A 17205-nucleotide genomic window follows, 5' to 3' on the forward strand; every position below is an offset into this window, starting at 1 on the left:
CCGCCGCGGGCCGGCGCTCCTTCGGGAGCGCCGGCCCGCGGCGTTCAGGGGGTGAGCACGATCTTCCCGAAGACGTCGCCCTTGGCGAGCCGGGCGAAGCCCTCCCGGGCCTCGGAGAGCGGCAGGACGGAGTCGATCACCGGCCGGACCCCGGTGGTGGCGCAGAGCGAGAGCAGCCCGGCCAGCTCCTCCTTGGTGCCCATGGTCGAGCCGACCACCCTGAGCTCCAGGAAGAAGATCCGGTTCAGCTCGGCGGTCTTCGGGTTGGGGCCGGAGGTGGCCCCCGAGATGACGACGGTGCCGCCCGGGCGCAGCGACTTCACCGAGTGCGCCCAGGTGGCGGCGCCGACCGTCTCCATCACCGCGTCCACCCGCTCGGGCAGCCGGGCACCGCTCTCGAAGGCGGCGTCGGCGCCGAGTTCGAGGGCCCGGGCCCGCTTGGCCTCGTCCCGGCCGGTCACCCAGACCCGCAGGCCGGCGGCCTTGCCGAGGACGATCAGGGCGGTCGCCACGCCGCCGCCGGCACCCTGCACCAGCACGGTGTCGCCGGGCTTCACCCCGGCGTTGGTGAACAGCATCCGGTAGGCCGTCAGCCAGGCGGTGGGCAGGCAGGCGGCCTGCTCGAAGCTGAGCCCGGCCGGCTTGGGCAGCAGGTTCCAGGTGGGGACCGCCACCCGCTGGGCGAAGGTGCCCTGGTAGCGCTCGGTGAGGATCGAGCGGGGCTCGTCCGGGCCCACCCCGTGGCCGCTCTGGCCGATCACCGAGTGGAGGACGACCTCGTTGCCGTGCTCGTCGATGCCGGCGGCGTCACAGCCGAGGATCATCGGCAGCCGCTCGGCGGGCAGACCGACCCCGCGCAGCGACCAGAGGTCGTGGTGGTTGAGGCTGGCGGCCTTGACCGTGACCACGCTCCACCCGGGGCGCGCCTGCGGTTCGGGGAGTTCGCCCAGTTCCAGCCCGCTCAGCGGGTCGTCGGCGTCGATTCGTGCGGCGTAGGCAGCAAACATGGTCCGGACGATAGCCGCGACGGCCGGGGCCCGGAACCACACGTGACTGTGACGCGCGTCCCGGGCCCCGGCCGTGGCGGTACTGATCAGCGCCGGGCGACGCCCTCGGCCCGGGCGGCCTCGGCGACGGCCTTGGTGACGGCCGGGGCGACCCGCTCGTCGAACGGCGAGGGGATCACCTTCTGCGGCGTCAGCTCGTCGGCGACCACGCCGGCCAGCGCCTTGGCGGCGGCCAGCTTCATGCCCTCGGTGATCCGGGTGGCCCGGACCTGCAGCGCGCCGGCGAAGATGCCGGGGAAGGCCAGCACGTTGTTGATCTGGTTCGGGAAGTCGCTGCGCCCGGTGGCGACGACCGCCGCGTACTTGTGCGCGACCTCGGGGTGGATCTCCGGGGTCGGGTTGGCCATCGCGAAGACGAACGCGCCCTCGGCCATGGTGGCCACGACCTCCTCCGGCACGGTGCCGCCGGAGACGCCGATGAAGACGTCGGCGCCGGCCATCGCGTCGGCCAGCGAGCCCTTGAGACCGGTCCGGTTGGTCTGCGCGGCGATCTCGGCCTTGACGTCCGTCAGGTCGCCGCGGCCCTCGTACACCACGCCCCGGCGGTCGCAGACCGCCACGTCGCCGATGCCGGCGGCCACCAGCATCTTGGCGATGGCGATCCCGGCCGCGCCGGCGCCGGAGATGACGGCACGCAGCGTGCCGATCTCCCGGCCGGTCACCCGGGCGGCGTTCCAGAGCGCCGCGGTGGTGACGATCGCGGTGCCGTGCTGGTCGTCGTGGAAGATCGGGATGTCCAGCGCCTCCTGGAGGCGGCGCTCGATCTCGAAGCAGCGGGGCGCGGAGATGTCCTCCAGGTTGACGCCGCCGAAGGAGGGCGCCAGCCGGACGACGGTCTCGACGATCTCGTCCACCTCGGTGCAGGCGAGCGCGATCGGGACGGCGTCCACGCCGCCGAACTGCTTGAACAGGATGGCCTTGCCCTCCATGACGGGCAGCGAGGCCTCCGGGCCGATGTCGCCGAGGCCCAGCACGGCGGTGCCGTCGGTGACGACGGCGACCGTGTTGGCCTTCCAGGTGTAGTCGTTCACCAGCTCGGGCTGCTCGGCGATGGCCGTGCACACGCGCGCGACGCCGGGGGTGTAGGCGAGGGACAGGTCGTCCGCGTCGCGCACCGGAACGGTCGCCCGGACCTCCATCTTGCCGCCGCGGTGGAGCGCGAAAACGGCGTCGACCGGATCGTCGGTGTCCTGGGTGCTGCTGTGGATGATCTCCGCTGCCACGATGACCTCTTCGTCATTGATCAGCGAGAACGCGTGGCCGACGGGCGGACGACCCGGCCGGAGACGTGAAACCGGGTACGCCGAGGCGGACCCGGGATGGGCTGGATCGGGGCGCCGCCGTCGGGGCCGCGCCCTCGGATGAGGGTTTTTGTAACTGTTGAACCTGCGCTGTGCTGCTTCTTCTTCCGGGCCGAGCGTAGGTCGGACGACGGCATCGCACCTATGCCTTTTCGTCCTCGTCGCGCGCTCTTCATCCGCACCACGGCCAAAAGTCGGGGCCTGGCGTCGGGGACGCCGGGCTCCGGTCGCGGCAACGGCGAACAGGCACGCGCACTCGCAGGAGTGAACCCGGACACGACGGGGAGGCGGTGCCCCGGATACGGAGTCGGCGTCGTGGACTTCCGTTCCTGCGCACCCCGAGCCTGTCGCGACTCGGTGGTCCGGTTCGAGCTTCGGGGGTCACCCGGTACCGAATTCTGACACACCCGCCGCCGGGACCGGCAGGTCGGGATGGGAGGATCCCTTGTTCCGCCGTCTTGCGTACATCTCCGCGACGGCGCGGCGACACCACGTACCTCCCACAGGAGCACCCTCATGCACCACCGTGCCCACCCCCGCCGACCGGCCGCCGCGGCCCTCTCCCTGACCACGGCGGGAGCCCTGCTGATGACCGGCTGCGGGGGCGACGAGCAGGCCGCCGCGAAGGACCCGGTCCAGGAGATCCGCGGCAGGATCCCCAAGGCCCAGCACAGTGCCGGAGTGCTCCGGATCGGCTCGGACCTCAACTACGCGCCGGTGGACTTCCGCGGCGCCGACGGCAAGCCGGACGGCATCGACCCGGACATCGCCAACGCCGTCGGCAAGATCCTCGGCCTGCGGATCGAGACCGTCGACACCCCGTTCGAGAAGCTGATACCGAACCTGCACGCCAAGCAGTTCGACGTGGCGATGTCCGGCCTGAGCGACATCCGCCAGCGCCGCGACGGTCTCGACGACGCGGGCAAGCAGGTCGCCCCGGGCGTGGACTTCGTGGACTACTTCATCGCCGGCACCTCGATCGTGGTGCAGAAGGGCAACCCCAAGGGCGTCCGCACCCTGGACGACCTGTGCGGCCGGATCGTCGCGGTGCAGCAGAACACCACCCAGGACGAGATCGTCGGCCGCCAGGTGCTGGCCTGCGGCCGCAGCGGCAAGCCGCTGACCGTGCACAAGTTCGACAGCGACGCCAAGGCGCTGGCCGAGGTCGCCTCCGGCGCCGCGGCGGCCGGCCTGAACGACTTCCCGGTGGCCGCCTACGCGGCGAAGACCACCGACGGCGGCAACCGCTTCGAGGTGACCGGCGCGCAGTCCAAGTCCAACCCGTACGGGATCGCGGTGCGCAAGGAGGACACCGAACTGCGCGACGTGCTGGCCAAGGCGGTGGACCAGCTGATCCGCAGCGGCGAGTACGACAAGATCCTCGCCAAGTGGAACGTCGCCGCGGGCGCGGCCCAGAACGCGGTGGTCAACGGCGGGATCTGAGCGGGCCGCGCGGGCGGCCCAACCCCGGCGGCTCCATCCGGCGGGCCCACGGGCGGGCCTCCGGGCGGAGCGCAGGGGGATCTGCATACTTATACGCAGGGTGACAGGGGCACGTTATTGGTCCGAATAGCGGACAGTGTGACCCCCCGTTATCCGATTTTGATCTGAATGAGGGCCATCCGACCGTCATCAGATGGCAGGATTCCCCCCATCTCCGATCGGGCCGGCCACTGGTCGAGGCGGTTCGATCAACGTCCACCTCGGCGGAGGGTGGCGGAAGACGCTCCACGCACCACCCTGCGCGAACCCTGCCCAGGCTCAGCACGACCGGCACCGCCCGTTCGACGACGTACAGCGACATACACCCGTACAGCGCCGTACGGCCTGCTGCCCCGGTGTGCCGCTCCCCGCGGCGCGCTCCGCCCGACCTCTCCCTCAGGAGGAGATCCCCCTCATGACCGCCCGTACCCAGCGCACCCGCCTCCTCGCCGCCGGCGCGGTACTCGCGTCCGTCTCCCTCGCCCTCACCGCCTGTAGCAGCAGCAAGGACGAGAGCACCGGCGCCCCCAACGCCAGCGCGACCGTCAACGAGGTGAAGGCCGACGACAAGCTGGCCGCCCTCGTCCCCGCCGACGTCAAGTCCGCCGGCAAGCTCGCGGTCGGCTCGGACGCCTCGTACGCGCCCAACGAGTTCAAGGCCGACAACGGCAAGATCGAGGGCATGGACGTCGACCTGATCACGGCCGTCGCGGCCAAGCTCGGCCTCAAGGTCGACGTTCAGGACTCCGGCTTCACCGCGATCATCCCCGGCATCCAGTCGAACAAGTTCCAGATCGGCATGTCGTCGCTCACCGACAACAAGGAGCGCGAGCAGACCGTCGACATGGTCACCTACTTCAACGCGGGCAGCGCCATCGCGGTGAAGAAGGGCAACCCGGACAAGATCAACGCCGACGACCTGTGCGGCAAGAAGGTCGCCGTCCAGACCGGCACCACGCAGGCGCAGGAGATCACCGACACCCGCAACCCCGCCTGCGCCAAGGCCGGCAAGCCGGGCATCGTCAACGACGGTGACAAGTTCGACCTGCAGACCGACGTCACCAACGCGGTGGTCTCCGGTCGCGACCAGCTCATGATGGCCGACTCCCCGGTCGTCGACTACGCGATCAAGCAGTCCGGCGGCCAGCTGGAGAAGCTCGGCGCCACCTACGACGCCGCCCCCTACGGCATCGCGCTGGCCAAGGGCTCCGCGCTCACCCCCGCGGTCCAGGGCGCCGTCCAGTCGCTGATCGACGACGGCACCTACAAGCAGATCCTCTCCAAGTGGGGCGTCGAGGCCGGGGCGATCGACAAGTCGACCGTCAACGGCGCCGTCAGCTGACCCTCCGCCTGACTCTCTCTCCCCCGAGGCCACACCGTGAACTCTCTGGACAAGGGGAAGGCGACGAAGGGACGGCCTGAGACCATCAAGGCCGTCCCCGTCCGCCACCCCGGACGCTGGGCGGGCGCCGTCGTCATCGCCCTGCTCGCGGCGATGCTGCTGAGCGCCCTCTTCACCAATCCCGCCTTCAAGTGGGACATCGTCGGGAAGTACCTCTTCCACGACAGCATCGTGCACGGCATGCTCGTCACGCTGGAGCTGACCGCGCTCGCCATGATCATGGGCGTGGTCGGCGGCATCATCCTCGCGGTGATGCGGCTCTCCCCCAACCCGCTGCTCTCCGGCACCGCGTGGATCTACATCTGGATCTTCCGCGGCACGCCCGTCCTGGTGCAGCTGGTGTTCTGGAACTTCCTCGGCCTGATCTGGGCCAAGCTCTCGATCGGCGTGCCGTGGGGACCGGAGTTCTGGTCCGAGTCCACCAACGTCCTGATCCCGACCTTCGTCGCCGCCCTGCTCGGCCTGGGCCTGAACGAGGCCGCCTACATGGCGGAGATCGTCCGCGGCGGCATCCAGTCGGTCGACGAGGGCCAGAGCGAGGCCTCGCACGCGCTCGGCATGAGCCGCTTCCAGACCATGCGGCGGATCGTGCTGCCGCAGGCCATGCGGGTGATCATCCCGCCGACCGGCAACGAGACCATCTCGATGCTCAAGACCACCTCGCTGGTCAGCGTGATCTCCCTGGAGGAGATCTTCCGGGCCGGCCAGGTGATCTACTCTCGGAACTACCAGAACATCCCGCTGCTGATCGTGGTCAGCCTCTGGTACCTGTTCTTCACGTCGCTGCTGACCATCGGCCAGTACTACATCGAGCGGCACTACGCCCGCGGCTCCAACCGGACGCTCCCGCCCACGCCGATCCAGCGGCTGCGGAGGCTGTTCGCCGGGAAGCCCACCCCGAAGACCACCGCCGACGTGGTCCCGGGGCTCGAGGGAGGTGGTCACGTATGACCGATCTGACCAAGACCCCCGCGGACGCCGGCAACGGCGGTCCGATGGTCCGGGCCGAGGACGTCCACAAGTCCTACGGCACGGTCCAGGTGCTCAAGGGCATCGACCTGGAGGTCAAGCAGGGCGAGGTGTTCTGCCTGATCGGCCCCTCCGGCTCCGGCAAGTCGACCTTCCTGCGGTGCATCAACCACCTGGAGAAGGTCAACGCCGGCCGGCTCTGGGTCGACGGCGAGCTGGTCGGCTACCGGCAGAAGGGCGACCGGCTCTACGAGCTCAAGGAGAGCGAGGTCGCGCTCAAGCGGCGCGACATCGGCATGGTGTTCCAGCGCTTCAACCTGTTCCCGCACATGACCGCCCTGGAGAACGTCATCGAGGCGCCGGTGCAGGTCAAGGGCGAGTCCAAGACGGACGCCCGCACCCGCGGGATGGCCCTGCTGGAGCGGGTCGGCCTGGCCGACAAGGCGAAGAACTACCCCTCGCAGCTCTCCGGCGGCCAGCAGCAGCGGGTGGCGATCGCCCGGGCGCTCGCCATGAAGCCCAAGCTGATGCTCTTCGACGAGCCCACCTCGGCACTCGACCCGGAGCTGGTCGGCGACGTCCTGGACGTCATGCGCGGCCTGGCCGAGGAGGGCATGACCATGGTCGTGGTGACCCACGAGATGGGCTTCGCCCGCGAGGTCGGCGACGCGCTGGTCTTCATGGACGGCGGTGTGGTGGTCGAGTCCGGCAACCCGCGCGACGTCCTCACCAACCCCCAGCACGAGCGCACCCGGGCCTTCCTGTCCAAGGTGCTCTGAGCCCGTCCGTACGGCGCCCGGCAGGCCGGTCCTGCCGGGCGCCGACGTTTTCCCCGCCCGGGTAATAGGCTGGAGGCAATCAGCCCGTTACCGAATCTGGAAGGACCACCGTGGAGCTCGCCTCGTACGCCGAAAGGGCCGTTCGGCTGGTGAACACCGAGGAGCCCGAGCGCGGCACCGACTCGCTGACCTCGGTGGACGCGGTGCGGTCACTGTTCACCGAATCCTCCCGGGCCGCCGCGCTCGCCGACGAGTCGGACCTGCCGCGGCTGCGGGCCGTCCGGACCAGGCTGCGCGGAGTGTTCGAGGCCGCCGCCGAGGGGGACGAGATCCGCGGCGTCGACCTGCTGAACAGCCTGCTGATGGAGTACCCCGTCAGCCCGCTGGTCTCCGGGCACGACTACCTGGACGACGCCGGGCGGCCGCGCTGGCACCTGCACCTCGCCGACAACTCGGCGACCGCCACCGCGCACTTCAGCGCCGTCGCCTGCATGGGGCTGGCCGTCCACCTGACCGAGCTCGGCGCCGACCGGCTCGGCATCTGCCAGGCCTCCCCCTGCCGCAACGCCTACCTGGACACCTCCACCAACCGCTCCCGGCGGTACTGCTCCGACCGGTGCGCCACCCGCGCCAACGTCGCCGCGTACCGGGCCCGCAAGCGGCAGGAGGCCCAGGAGTCCTCCACCCCGGTCGGCCACGGCCGGCCCTAGGGGTCGTCGGGGCCGGCCCTAGAGCCCGTCGGGGTCGGCCCAGACCCCCAGCCGGCGGGCCAGGCCCGGGACCCGGGCCGGCCGACCGGCCAGCAACAGCCGCTCCAGCCGGCGGCCCGGCGCCAGCCAGGCCGGGCGCGGGCGCAGCCGCAGCAGCACCCGGCCGAGCACCAGCTCGTCCGGGACGGCGCCGTAGCTGCGGCTGTCGCTGTCGACCGGCCGGTTGTCGGAGAGCAGCCACCAGCCCTTCGCGCGCCGCTCGACGGCCCGCTTCACCACCAGCAGGTCCTGCTGGAAGGGGTGCCGGAACACCACCACCGCCCCCGGTCTGATCCGCGCGCCGTAGCGGACCAGCAACTGGTCGCCCTCGCGCAGGGTCGGCACCATCGAGGGCCCCGCCACGTCGATCAGCCCGAACGGCGCGCCACCCCCCGGGGTGCCGCCCTCCGGTTCCGCCATCCGCGCCACGCCTGCTCCTCCCGGCTCGCCGCGTTCCAGTCTGCCGTACGGACCGTCATCGGCCGATGCCCGAATTGGCCCGGTTCAGGCTCCGTCTTTTGCCCTAGGCCCGCCGCCCGGCCGCGAAACCCGGTGGCCGGAAGGGTAATCTCGGGCGCGGGAAGACGATCTAAGGAAGGACTCCCATGTTCTCTCGTCTGTTTGCACCGCGCGCCACCGTCCACGCCCACTGCGACCTGCCCTGCGGCGTGTACGACCCCGCCCAGGCCCGGATCGAGGCCGAGTCGGTGAAGGGCACCCAGGAGAAGTACCAGGCCAACGAGGACCCGGCGTTCCGCACCCGTGCCCTGATCATCAAGGAGCAGCGCGCCGAGGCCGTCAAGCACCACATCTCGGTGCTGTGGAGCGACTACTTCAAGGCTCCGCACTTCGAGAAGTACCCGCAGCTGCACCAGCTGATCAACGACACCCTGAAGGCCGCCTCGGCCGCCAAGGCGTCGACGGACCCGGCCACCGGCCAGGCCCTGCTCGACCTGATCGCCGAGGTCGACAAGATCTTCTGGGAGACCAAGCAGGCCTGATCCCCGATCAGGCACCGCCGACCGCCCCCGTCCGGACCGCCGGACGGGGGCGGTCGTGCGTTTCCGCACGCAGCAGCCCCGGTAAGGGTTGATCGACCCGAGCGCTTGTTATGCTGCCAGGGCGTCCTGGGGAGAAGTCCGGTGTGAATCCGGCGCTGACCCGCAACGGTGGGCGGAGCCCTGTGCCCGCGAGCCCGATCGCCCCGGGACGCCGATCTCCCGACAACTCGCCGTGGACTGCGAGGGGATGGCGCCCCGGCAGCCCCGCCGCCCGGGTGCGCCGCCTCGCTGCCGCCCGCGGCCCGAGGCGAAGGCGCGCCGCCCGTGAGCACCGCAGTGACCGCCCCGGCCCCCGAACGGACGGCCCGCCGAATACCCGTCGTGCCACTGACCGCCGGCCTGGTCGGGGCGCTGCTGCTCTCCCTGGTCTGCGGCGTGGCCCTGGGCTCCTCCGGGCTCGGCTGGGCGCGCGTCCTGCGGCTGCTGGGCGCCGGGCTGACGGGCGGTCGGCTGGAGGCCGGGGAGGCCGCCGCCTACGCGATCGTCTGGGAGATCCGGCTGCCGCGCACCGTACTGGCCGCCGTGGTCGGCGCCGGGCTCGCGGCCACCGGGGTCGCGGTGCAGGCGATGGTCCGCAACGCGCTGGCCGACCCGTTCGTCCTGGGCATCTCCTCCGGCGCCTCGGTCGGCGCCAACGCCGTCCTGCTGCTGGGCGCCTTCGCCTCGCTCGGGGTCTGGGCGATCTCGGTCTCCGCGTTCGCCGCCGCGCTGCTGGCGATGGTCCTGGTGTACGCCGCCGCCCGGACGGCGTACGGGCTCACCCCGCTGCGGCTGGTGCTGACCGGCACCGCGATGTCCTACGGCTTCTCGGCGGTGACGGCGCTGATGGTGTTCGGCGCCGCGCGCGGCGAGGCCGCCCGCAGCGCCATGATGTGGCTGCTCGGCAGCCTCGGCGGGGCCACCTGGGGGTCCGTCCCGATCGCCGCCGCCACCGTGCTGGCCGGCCTGGCCTACCTGGCCTGCGCCGCCGGGCGGCTGGACGCGCTCGCCATGGGCGACGAGACGGCGGCCTCGCTCGGGGTGGACGGCGACCGGCTGCGCCGCGAGCTGTTCGTGGTGACGGCGGCCGTCACCGGCACCGTGGTCGCGGTCAGCGGGGCGATCGGCTTCGTCGGCCTGATGGTGCCGCACCTGACCCGGATGCTGGTCGGCGCCGGGCACCGCCGGGTGCTGCTGGTCGCGCCGCTCGCCGGGGCGCTGCTGCTGGTCTGGGTGGACATCGTCTCGCGCACCCTGCTGGCGCCGGCCGAGCTGCCGGTCGGGGTGGTCACCGCCGTCCTCGGAGTGCCCTGCTTCCTGCTGCTGATGCGCCGTCGCGGCTACACCTTCGGAGGTCGCTGATGGATCTCGCCCTCGACGCCGTCTCGGTCGACCTGGCCGGCACCCGGCTGGTCCACGACGTCACGCTCGGGGCCGCCGCCGGGCAGGTGGTCGGTCTGGTCGGGCCGAACGGCAGCGGCAAGTCGACCCTGCTGCGCTGCGTCTACCGGGCGCTGCGGCCCGCCGCGGGCGCCGTCCGGCTGGACGGCGAGGACCTGCACGCGCTCGCCGCGCGCGAGGCCGCCCGGCGGGTGGCCGCGCTGCCGCAGGAGCACTCCGCCGAGTTCGACTTCACGGTGGCCGAGGTGGTCGGCATGGGCCGGCTGCCGCACCGCGGCGGGTTCGCCCGGCCGACCGCCGGGGACGCCGAGCGGTGCACCGGCGCGCTGGCCCGGGTGGGCGCGGACCACCTGGCCGGGCGCGGCTTCCTGAGCCTGTCCGGGGGCGAGAAGCAGCGGGTGCTGATCGCCCGCGCGCTGGTCCAGGAGCCCCGGGTGCTGGTGCTCGACGAGCCCACCAACCACCTGGACATCGCCCACCAGTTGGAGGTGCTGGCGCTGGTCCGGGAGGCCGGGCCGACGGTGCTCACGGCACTGCACGACCTCAATCTGGCGGCCGGCCACTGCGACCTGCTGTACGTCATCGCGGCCGGCCGGATCGTCGCCTCCGGGACGCCCGCCGACGTCCTGCGCCCCGCCCTGCTGGCCGAGGTGTTCGGCGTCCGCGCCACCCCCGTGGAGCACCCGGAGACCGGCGCCGTCCAACTGCTCTTCGACCGGCTCGACCGGCCCTCCCCCGACTCCGCCGACTCCCCCCGCTGAGGAAACCCCATGCGCACCAAGGCCGTTGCCACCACCGCCCTGCTCACCCTCGCGCTGACCGCCTGCGGCGCCGAGATCGCCCCCGCCGGGGACGTCGCCACCGGCTCCGCCCACTACCCGGTGACCGTCGACAACTGCGGCACCAAGGTCACCTTCGAGCGGAAGCCGGCCCGGACGGTGACCAACGACGTCGGCATCACCGAGCTGATGCTCGCGCTCGGCCTCGCCGACCGGATGGCCGGCTACGTGATGCCCGACGACAAGGGCCAGGTCGACAAGGTGGCCTGGAAGGACGGCTACCAGCAGACCAAGTGGCTCTCCAAGCAGCAGATCACCAAGGAGATCGCCCTGGAGGCCGGGGCCGACCTGGTCTTCGCCGGCTGGCACTACGGGTTCGACGAGGCCGGCGGCTTCACCCCGCAGGCGCTGGCCGGCCTCGGCATCGGCTCCTACGTGCTCAGCGAGTCCTGCCGCAGCGGCAAGGGCCCCGAGCGCGGTGTGATGTCCCCGCTGGACGCGCTGTACACCGACCTGGCCAACCTCGGCGAGATCTTCGACGTCCGGGACCGGGCCGACCGGCTGATCGCCGAGTTCCGGGCGCAGGTCGCCGCCGTGCCGCAGCCCGAGCGCCGGCCGCGCGTCTTCCTGTACGACAGCGGCGAGGACAAGCCCTACACCGCGGGGAAGTTCGCCGCGCCCGAGGAGATCATCGCCAAGGCCGGCGGGGAGAACGTGATGGGCGACCTCGCCGACTCCTGGACCACCGTCGGCTGGGAGAGCGTGGTGCAGCGCGATCCCGAGGTGATCGTCATCAACAACTACGGCTCCCCCGACGCCGAGGCCAAGCGGAAGTTCCTCACGTCCTTCCCGCCGCTGGCGGGCGTCTCCGCCGTCCGCAACAACCGGATCTTCGTACTGGACTACGTCGACCTGGTGGAGAGCCCGCGCAACCCGGCCGCGATCACCGCGCTCGCGGCCCACCTGCGCACCGTGACGACCGGCTGAGCCGCGGCGCGGCGGGCGTACGCTCGGAGGTACGAGCCGACGGAACCGACCGGAGGAGCGAGAACATGACCATCATGGCCGCGCCGTCCGCCTTCGACACCCGCGCGCTGCGCGAGGGCATCGAGCGCAGCGACGCCGACGCGCTGCTGGCGCTGTACGCGGACGACGCCGAACTGCGCATGGTCGACCGCAAGACCCAGCCCAGCCACCCGCTGGTGATGCACGGCCGGGACGAGATCGGCGCCATGCTGAGCGACGTCTACAGCCGGGAGCTCAGCCACCGGCTGGAGCGGGTGGTCCTCGACGGCGACCGCCTCGCGTTCATGGAGTCCTGCCGCTATCCCGACGGGGTCCAGGTGCTGGTCACCTCGGTCGCCGACCTGCGGGACGGCCGGATCGTCGACCAGACCTCGATCCAGGCCTGGGACGAGGACGAGCGGGCCAAGTAGGCTCGTGGCATGATCCGCACCGCCGTAGTCACCGATGTCCCGGTCATCCACACCATGATCCGCGAACTCGCGGAGTACGAGAAGGCGCCGCACGAGGCGGTCGCCACCGAGGAGCAGCTGCGCGAGGCGCTGTTCGGCGCCGCCCCGGCGGTGTTCGGTCTGATCGCCGAGGACGACACCACCGGCGAGCCGGTCGGCTTCGCGGTCTGGTTCCTCAACTTCTCGACCTGGCGCGGGACGCACGGGATCTACCTGGAGGACCTCTACGTCCGCCCGCAGTCCCGCGGCGGCGGCCACGGCAAGGCCCTGCTGCTGGAGCTGGCCGGGATCGCCGTGGAGCGCGGCTACTCGCGGGTGGAGTGGTCGGTGCTCGACTGGAACGAGCCCTCGATCAACTTCTACAAGTCGCTCGGCGCGGTGCAGATGGACGACTGGACCGTCCACCGGCTCACCGACCGGGCGCTCGCCGACGCCGGCACCCGCTGACGGGCCGGACCTCCGGGGGAAGTCCCGTCCGGGGGCTGCCACCCTGCGTCGCGAGGGCCTACCATGAGTGACCCTCGCACCCGGTGTCGCTCGTTCCCGTGAAGGCGGGACCGGATCGCGACATCCGCCCGCCGATAGCGGTAACGTCTCGGGCGGATGCGCGGCGTCCGACCACCCCTGCCGGGGTATGACCGGTACGTACCGCACCACCCCTCTGGACAGTTGGGGCGAAGCAGTTGAGCCAAGCAACAGACAGTGCCGCGGCCACCGGCCCGGAAGCACAGCGCGTCACCCAGGAGGTGAGGGTGTCCCAGATCGACGGCGAGCCCGGAGTACAGGACTTCGTGGAGGTCCGGCTGCCCGCGGCGGGGGCCTACCTCTCGGTCCTGCGAACAGCGACGGCGGGCCTGGCGGCCCGGCTGGACTTCACGCTGGACGAGATCGAGGACCTCCGGATCGCGGTGGACGAGGCCTGCGCCATCCTGCTCCAGCAGGCGGTGCCCGGCTCGGTCCTCTCCTGCGAGTTCCGGCTGGTGGGCGACTCGCTGAAGGTCATCGTCTCGGCCCCGACCACGGACGGCCGGGCCCCGGAACGGGACACCTTCGCCTGGACGGTGCTCTCCGCCCTGGCCGGCGAGGTGGAGTCCTCGGTCGCCGAGGACAACACCGTCTCCATCAGCCTGCACAAGAAGCGCGGCGGCTCCGCCGCCCATTAGAGCCGCCACCAGCAGCACCGAACAAGAGCCGTCCGCCCGGCGCCACCCGGGCCGGCGGACGGCTCCCGGTACCGCCCACCACGCGGTACGACCAACGAGACGAATCCGGGACCGCCCCAGGTCCCGGTGCTCCCGGAACGGAACGGGGGAATGGCCGTGAGTGATCTGGACCGTACCGGCCTCGCGACGGCGGGCCCTGCCGTACCGACCCAGGCGAGCGTTCCCGGCCTCGCCGCCAACGACGAAGCGCACCCGAAGGACGCCCACCGGATGAGCCAGCCGACCGAGCCGACGTCTGATCCGTCGCCCACGCCCTCGCCCCCGTCCGAGGCCCCGGAGTCCCCGGCGCCCCGCGACGACGCGGCCGAGGCGCTGCGCGGTGCGGTGCCCTCACAGGCCCCGCACCGTTCGGGTGCGCCGGACCGGGAGGCGGCCCGGGCCCTGTTCGTCCGGCTGTCCGCGCTGCCCGAGGGCTCCCCGGAGCGCGTCGAGCTGCGCAACCAGCTGGTGCGGATGCACATCCCGCTGGTGGAGCACCTGGCCCGGCGGTTCCGCAACCGGGGCGAGCCGCTGGACGACCTCACCCAGGTCGCCACCATCGGGCTGATCAAGTCGGTGGACCGCTTCGACCACGAACGCGGGGTCGAGTTCTCCACCTACGCGACGCCGACCATCGTCGGCGAGATCAAGCGGCACTTCCGGGACAAGGGCTGGGCGGTCCGGGTACCGCGCCGGCTCCAGGAGCTGCGGCTGTCGCTGACCACGGCGACCAGCGAGCTCTCCCAGCGGCACGGCCGCTCCCCCACCGTGCACGAGCTGGCCGAGCACCTGGGGATCTCCGAGGAGGACGTGCTGGAGGGCCTGGAGTCCGCCAACGCGTACTCCACGCTCTCGCTGGACGTCCCCGACAGCGACGACGAGTCGCCGGCCGTGGCGGACACCCTGGGCGCCACCGACGAGGCGCTGGAGGGCGTCGAGTACCGCGAGTCCCTCAAGCCGCTGCTGGCCCAACTGCCGCCCCGGGAGCAGAAGATCCTGGTGCTGCGGTTCTTCCGCAACATGACCCAGTCGCAGATCGCCGCCGAGGTGGGCATCTCACAGATGCACGTCTCCCGGCTGCTGGCCCGGACCCTGGCCCAGCTCCGGGAGAAGCTCCTGGTCGAGGAGTAGAACTGACGGCCGCTCGGCGGCCGCCGGCTCCGGCCCTCTGCGCTCAGCCCTCGTGCGGAGCGTAGAGGGCCGCCGTCGATTTCGGGGTGAGCAGGGCGCCGATGCCGACCAGCCCGAACAGGCCGATCGCCGCCCCGACGGCCACCATGGTGCCGCCGCTCTGGCACATGTAGTACGCCACCGGCAGGCAGATCGAGTTGGTCAGCACGGCCGGGCTGCGGCCCCAGCGGCGGCCCTTGAGCAGCGCCCGGGCGGCCAGCAGCGGCAGCACGCCGAGCAGCACGATCACGAGGCCGCCGAACTCGTTCAGCGCGAGCTGCTTGGAGTCGCCGGACAGGGCGGACACCATGTCCCAGACGCCGACGACGACGAGTGCGGCGCCCTCCAGGGCGGTGATGGCGGCGCCCGCGGTCAGGGCCGCCGGCCGCTCGGTGCCGGGCACGGGTACGGGTGCGGAGGATTCTGCGGTCACTCCAGCAGGGTAGCCGCCGGTCGGTCCGTACCGACCCGTAGGCTGAGCACATGCGCGCTCTCCTGGTCGTCAACCCGAAGGCGACCACCACCAGTGGCCGCACCAGGGATGTCCTGATCCACGCCCTGCGCAGCGACCTCAAGCTGGAGGTGGCGCAGACCGAGTACCGGGGCCACGCGCGCGACCTGGCCCGCGAGGCGACCGAGGACGGCACCGTCGACCTGGTGGTGGCCCTGGGCGGCGACGGCACCGTCAACGAGGTGGTCAACGGACTGCTGGCGCACGGCCCGGGCGAGAAGGTCCCCCGGCTGGCCGTGGTGCCCGGCGGGTCGACCAATGTGTTCGCCCGCGCGCTGGGGCTGCCCAACGACCCCGTGGAGGCCACCGGGGCCCTGCTGAACGCCCTGGAGCACCGCCGGGAGCGGCCGATCGGCCTGGGCAAGGCGATGACCGAGGGACTGCCGGACCGCTGGTTCACCTTCACCGCCGGCCTCGGCTTCGACGCGGGCGTGGTGGGCCGGGTGGAGGAGCAGCGCAGGGCGGGGCGCAAGTCCACCCACGCGCTCTACGTCGGCCAGGCGCTCCGGCACTACGTCACCCAGCGTGAGCAGCGCCGATCGGGCCCGGTCACCCTGCAACTGCCGGGCCGGGAGCCGGTGCCGGGCCTGGTGCTGGCGATAGTCAGCAACACCTCGCCGTGGACGTTCCTGGGCAACCGCCCGGTCTATCCCTCCCCGCTCGCCTCCTTCGACACGGACCTCGACGTCTTCGGCATCACCCGGATGACCGCGTTCGGCACCGCTCGAACGGTCCGTCAGATCCTGCGGTCGCACACGCCTTCGAGCGATGGCGCCACCCCTGCGGGCCCGTCCGGAAAGCACGTCGTCTCCTATCACGACGCCCGGCACTTCACCTTGGTTTCGCAGGAACCGGCCCCATTCCAGGTCGACGGGGACCACCTTGGAGACAGGAGTCGCGTCAGTTTCACAGGCGTACGGCGGGCACTGCGTGTGATTGTGTGACCGGAAGGGGGGTTCGCCCTTCTTCTCGAACGCACAAGCCCCCTTCACTCCATAGAAGTACTGGCTGTGAGCTAGGCGACACCGAAGAATCAAAAATTCCTCCCTGAAGGGGGTTGTATCCGGGCCCGAGGTTTGCGAACCTCTACATGGCGATCGGGACACATCGCAGCGACGGCAACCACAGACCCTGGCGGGTGCCGACCGCGGGGTGTCCCTCGAATCGCCGAATCCCTCCCCAGCACAGACCACCCGGGCCCGATGGGCCTTTGGTCTCTTTTGTTGTTGCGGGATTCGTGAAAGCGTTCACATTCACAAGCCATCGATTATGCCGACCGGGCCACCCCCGCCGGCAGGAGGAGTTGGACGACCATGGACTGGCGCCACCGCGCTGTCTGCCGCGAAGAGGACCCGGAGCTTTTCTTCCCGATCGGGAACACCGGTCCTGCTCTGCTGCAGATCGAGGAAGCCAAGGCCGTGTGCCGCCGCTGTCCGGTCATGGAGCAGTGCCTGCAGTGGGCGCTCGAGACCGGCCAGGACGCCGGCGTCTGGGGCGGTATGAGCGAGGACGAGCGTCGCGCAATGAAGCGCCGCGCTGCCCGCAACCGCGCCCGCACCGCCTGATCACACGCCGTAACACCAGTAGTGACCGCAGGACCGATCAACACATGATCAAGGGCTTCCCTGCACTTCCTGGCGAAGCCTTCCGTACAAAGGACCTTGCTCGGCAATGTCCCGCGACACCGGGCCGCCCAGGCACTTGATACTGTTCACTTAGAGCAATATTGTGGAGCTGAGGCGCTCACCGTGTGCAACGCACCGGTGAGGTGTCGCACTACCCAGAGCCCCCGTTCCGGCCGACTCCCCCCGACGGCCGGAACGGGTTGAGAGGCCCTGTCGACCCACCCCCCCCCGGTCGACAGGGCCTCGTTTCTGT

19 protein-coding genes are annotated in these 17205 nt (G+C 71.4%); 15 read left to right on the top strand and 4 right to left on the bottom strand.

What is annotated here, in order from left to right; genetic code table 11:
• Positions 1-44: 44 nt before the first annotated feature.
• Together ACWDRR_RS09975 and ACWDRR_RS09980 are read right to left on the bottom strand one after the other, a co-directional pair.
• Positions 45-1007 (bottom strand): zinc-binding dehydrogenase, encoded by a 963-nt coding sequence (locus ACWDRR_RS09975; protein ID WP_449771694.1) that lies wholly within the window; start codon positions 1005-1007, stop codon positions 45-47.
• Between the two features lie 86 nt (positions 1008-1093).
• A complete protein-coding gene (locus ACWDRR_RS09980; protein ID WP_449771695.1) occupies positions 1094-2290 on the bottom strand; it encodes an NAD(P)-dependent malic enzyme in 1197 nt (398 codons plus the stop codon).
• 594 nt (positions 2291-2884) lie between these two features.
• Between ACWDRR_RS09980 and ACWDRR_RS09985 the strand changes: the two genes are divergently transcribed.
• The 5 genes from ACWDRR_RS09985 to ACWDRR_RS10005 all read left to right on the top strand — a co-directional run bounded on the left by ACWDRR_RS09985 (position 2885) and on the right by ACWDRR_RS10005 (position 7710).
• A complete protein-coding gene (locus ACWDRR_RS09985) occupies positions 2885-3811 on the top strand; it encodes an ABC transporter substrate-binding protein (protein ID WP_449771696.1) in 927 nt (308 codons plus the stop codon).
• A 454-nt stretch (positions 3812-4265) separates the two neighbouring features.
• Complete coding sequence (locus ACWDRR_RS09990; RefSeq protein ID WP_449771697.1) at positions 4266-5192, top strand: ABC transporter substrate-binding protein; 927 nt, start codon at positions 4266-4268, stop codon at positions 5190-5192.
• A 36-nt stretch (positions 5193-5228) separates the two neighbouring features.
• Complete coding sequence (locus tag ACWDRR_RS09995; protein WP_449771698.1) at positions 5229-6203, top strand: amino acid ABC transporter permease; 975 nt, start codon at positions 5229-5231, stop codon at positions 6201-6203.
• A 44-nt stretch (positions 6204-6247) separates the two neighbouring features.
• Entirely contained in the window at positions 6248-7000 is a 753-nt protein-coding gene (locus tag ACWDRR_RS10000) for an amino acid ABC transporter ATP-binding protein (protein WP_449771866.1), read from the top strand.
• A gap of 110 nt (positions 7001-7110) precedes the next feature.
• On the top strand, positions 7111-7710 hold the full coding sequence (locus ACWDRR_RS10005) for a CGNR zinc finger domain-containing protein (protein ID WP_449771699.1): 600 nt from the start codon (positions 7111-7113) through the stop codon (positions 7708-7710).
• An 18-nt stretch (positions 7711-7728) separates the two neighbouring features.
• On the opposite strand, the gene sodX is transcribed toward ACWDRR_RS10005, so the two are convergent.
• Positions 7729-8169, bottom strand: a complete 441-nt coding sequence (sodX, locus tag ACWDRR_RS10010; RefSeq protein WP_449771700.1) for a nickel-type superoxide dismutase maturation protease — start codon at positions 8167-8169, stop codon at positions 7729-7731.
• 185 nt (positions 8170-8354) lie between these two features.
• Here sodX and sodN point away from each other — a divergent pair, with 185 nt between their 5' ends.
• From sodN to ACWDRR_RS10050, 8 genes are all read left to right on the top strand, one after another.
• On the top strand, positions 8355-8750 hold the full coding sequence (gene sodN / locus ACWDRR_RS10015) for a superoxide dismutase, Ni (protein WP_449771701.1): 396 nt from the start codon (positions 8355-8357) through the stop codon (positions 8748-8750).
• Positions 8751-9074: 324 nt separating this feature from the next.
• Complete coding sequence (locus ACWDRR_RS10020; protein WP_449771702.1) at positions 9075-10151, top strand: FecCD family ABC transporter permease; 1077 nt, start codon at positions 9075-9077, stop codon at positions 10149-10151.
• Positions 10151-10951 (top strand): ABC transporter ATP-binding protein, encoded by an 801-nt coding sequence (locus tag ACWDRR_RS10025; RefSeq protein WP_449771703.1) that lies wholly within the window; start codon positions 10151-10153, stop codon positions 10949-10951. The genes ACWDRR_RS10020 and ACWDRR_RS10025 overlap by 1 nt, the downstream gene beginning before the upstream one ends.
• Before the next feature lie 9 nt (positions 10952-10960).
• On the top strand, positions 10961-11956 hold the full coding sequence (locus tag ACWDRR_RS10030; RefSeq protein WP_449771704.1) for an ABC transporter substrate-binding protein: 996 nt from the start codon (positions 10961-10963) through the stop codon (positions 11954-11956).
• Between the two features lie 65 nt (positions 11957-12021).
• Complete coding sequence (locus tag ACWDRR_RS10035; protein WP_449771705.1) at positions 12022-12405, top strand: nuclear transport factor 2 family protein; 384 nt, start codon at positions 12022-12024, stop codon at positions 12403-12405.
• A 9-nt stretch (positions 12406-12414) separates the two neighbouring features.
• On the top strand, positions 12415-12891 hold the full coding sequence (locus tag ACWDRR_RS10040) for an N-acetyltransferase family protein (protein ID WP_449771706.1): 477 nt from the start codon (positions 12415-12417) through the stop codon (positions 12889-12891).
• Positions 12892-13196: 305 nt separating this feature from the next.
• Positions 13197-13607, top strand: a complete 411-nt coding sequence (locus ACWDRR_RS10045; protein ID WP_093860582.1) for an ATP-binding protein — start codon at positions 13197-13199, stop codon at positions 13605-13607.
• 156 nt (positions 13608-13763) lie between these two features.
• Entirely contained in the window at positions 13764-14777 is a 1014-nt protein-coding gene (locus ACWDRR_RS10050; protein ID WP_449771707.1) for an RNA polymerase sigma factor SigF, read from the top strand.
• Between the two features lie 43 nt (positions 14778-14820).
• Here the strand turns inward: ACWDRR_RS10050 and ACWDRR_RS10055 are convergent, their stop codons facing one another.
• Positions 14821-15249 carry a hypothetical protein gene (locus ACWDRR_RS10055; RefSeq protein WP_449771708.1) on the bottom strand — a complete coding sequence of 143 codons (429 nt, stop codon included), beginning with the start codon at positions 15247-15249 and terminating at the stop codon, positions 14821-14823.
• A gap of 50 nt (positions 15250-15299) precedes the next feature.
• On the opposite strand from ACWDRR_RS10055, the gene ACWDRR_RS10060 reads away from it, so the two are divergent.
• Positions 15300-16271 (top strand): diacylglycerol/lipid kinase family protein, encoded by a 972-nt coding sequence (locus tag ACWDRR_RS10060; protein WP_449771709.1) that lies wholly within the window; start codon positions 15300-15302, stop codon positions 16269-16271.
• 369 nt (positions 16272-16640) lie between these two features.
• Positions 16641-16892 carry a WhiB family transcriptional regulator gene (locus ACWDRR_RS10065; protein ID WP_014138019.1) on the top strand — a complete coding sequence of 84 codons (252 nt, stop codon included), beginning with the start codon at positions 16641-16643 and terminating at the stop codon, positions 16890-16892.
• Positions 16893-17205: the final 313 nt, after the last annotated feature.

Source organism: Kitasatospora sp. NPDC003701, assembly GCF_053587085.1.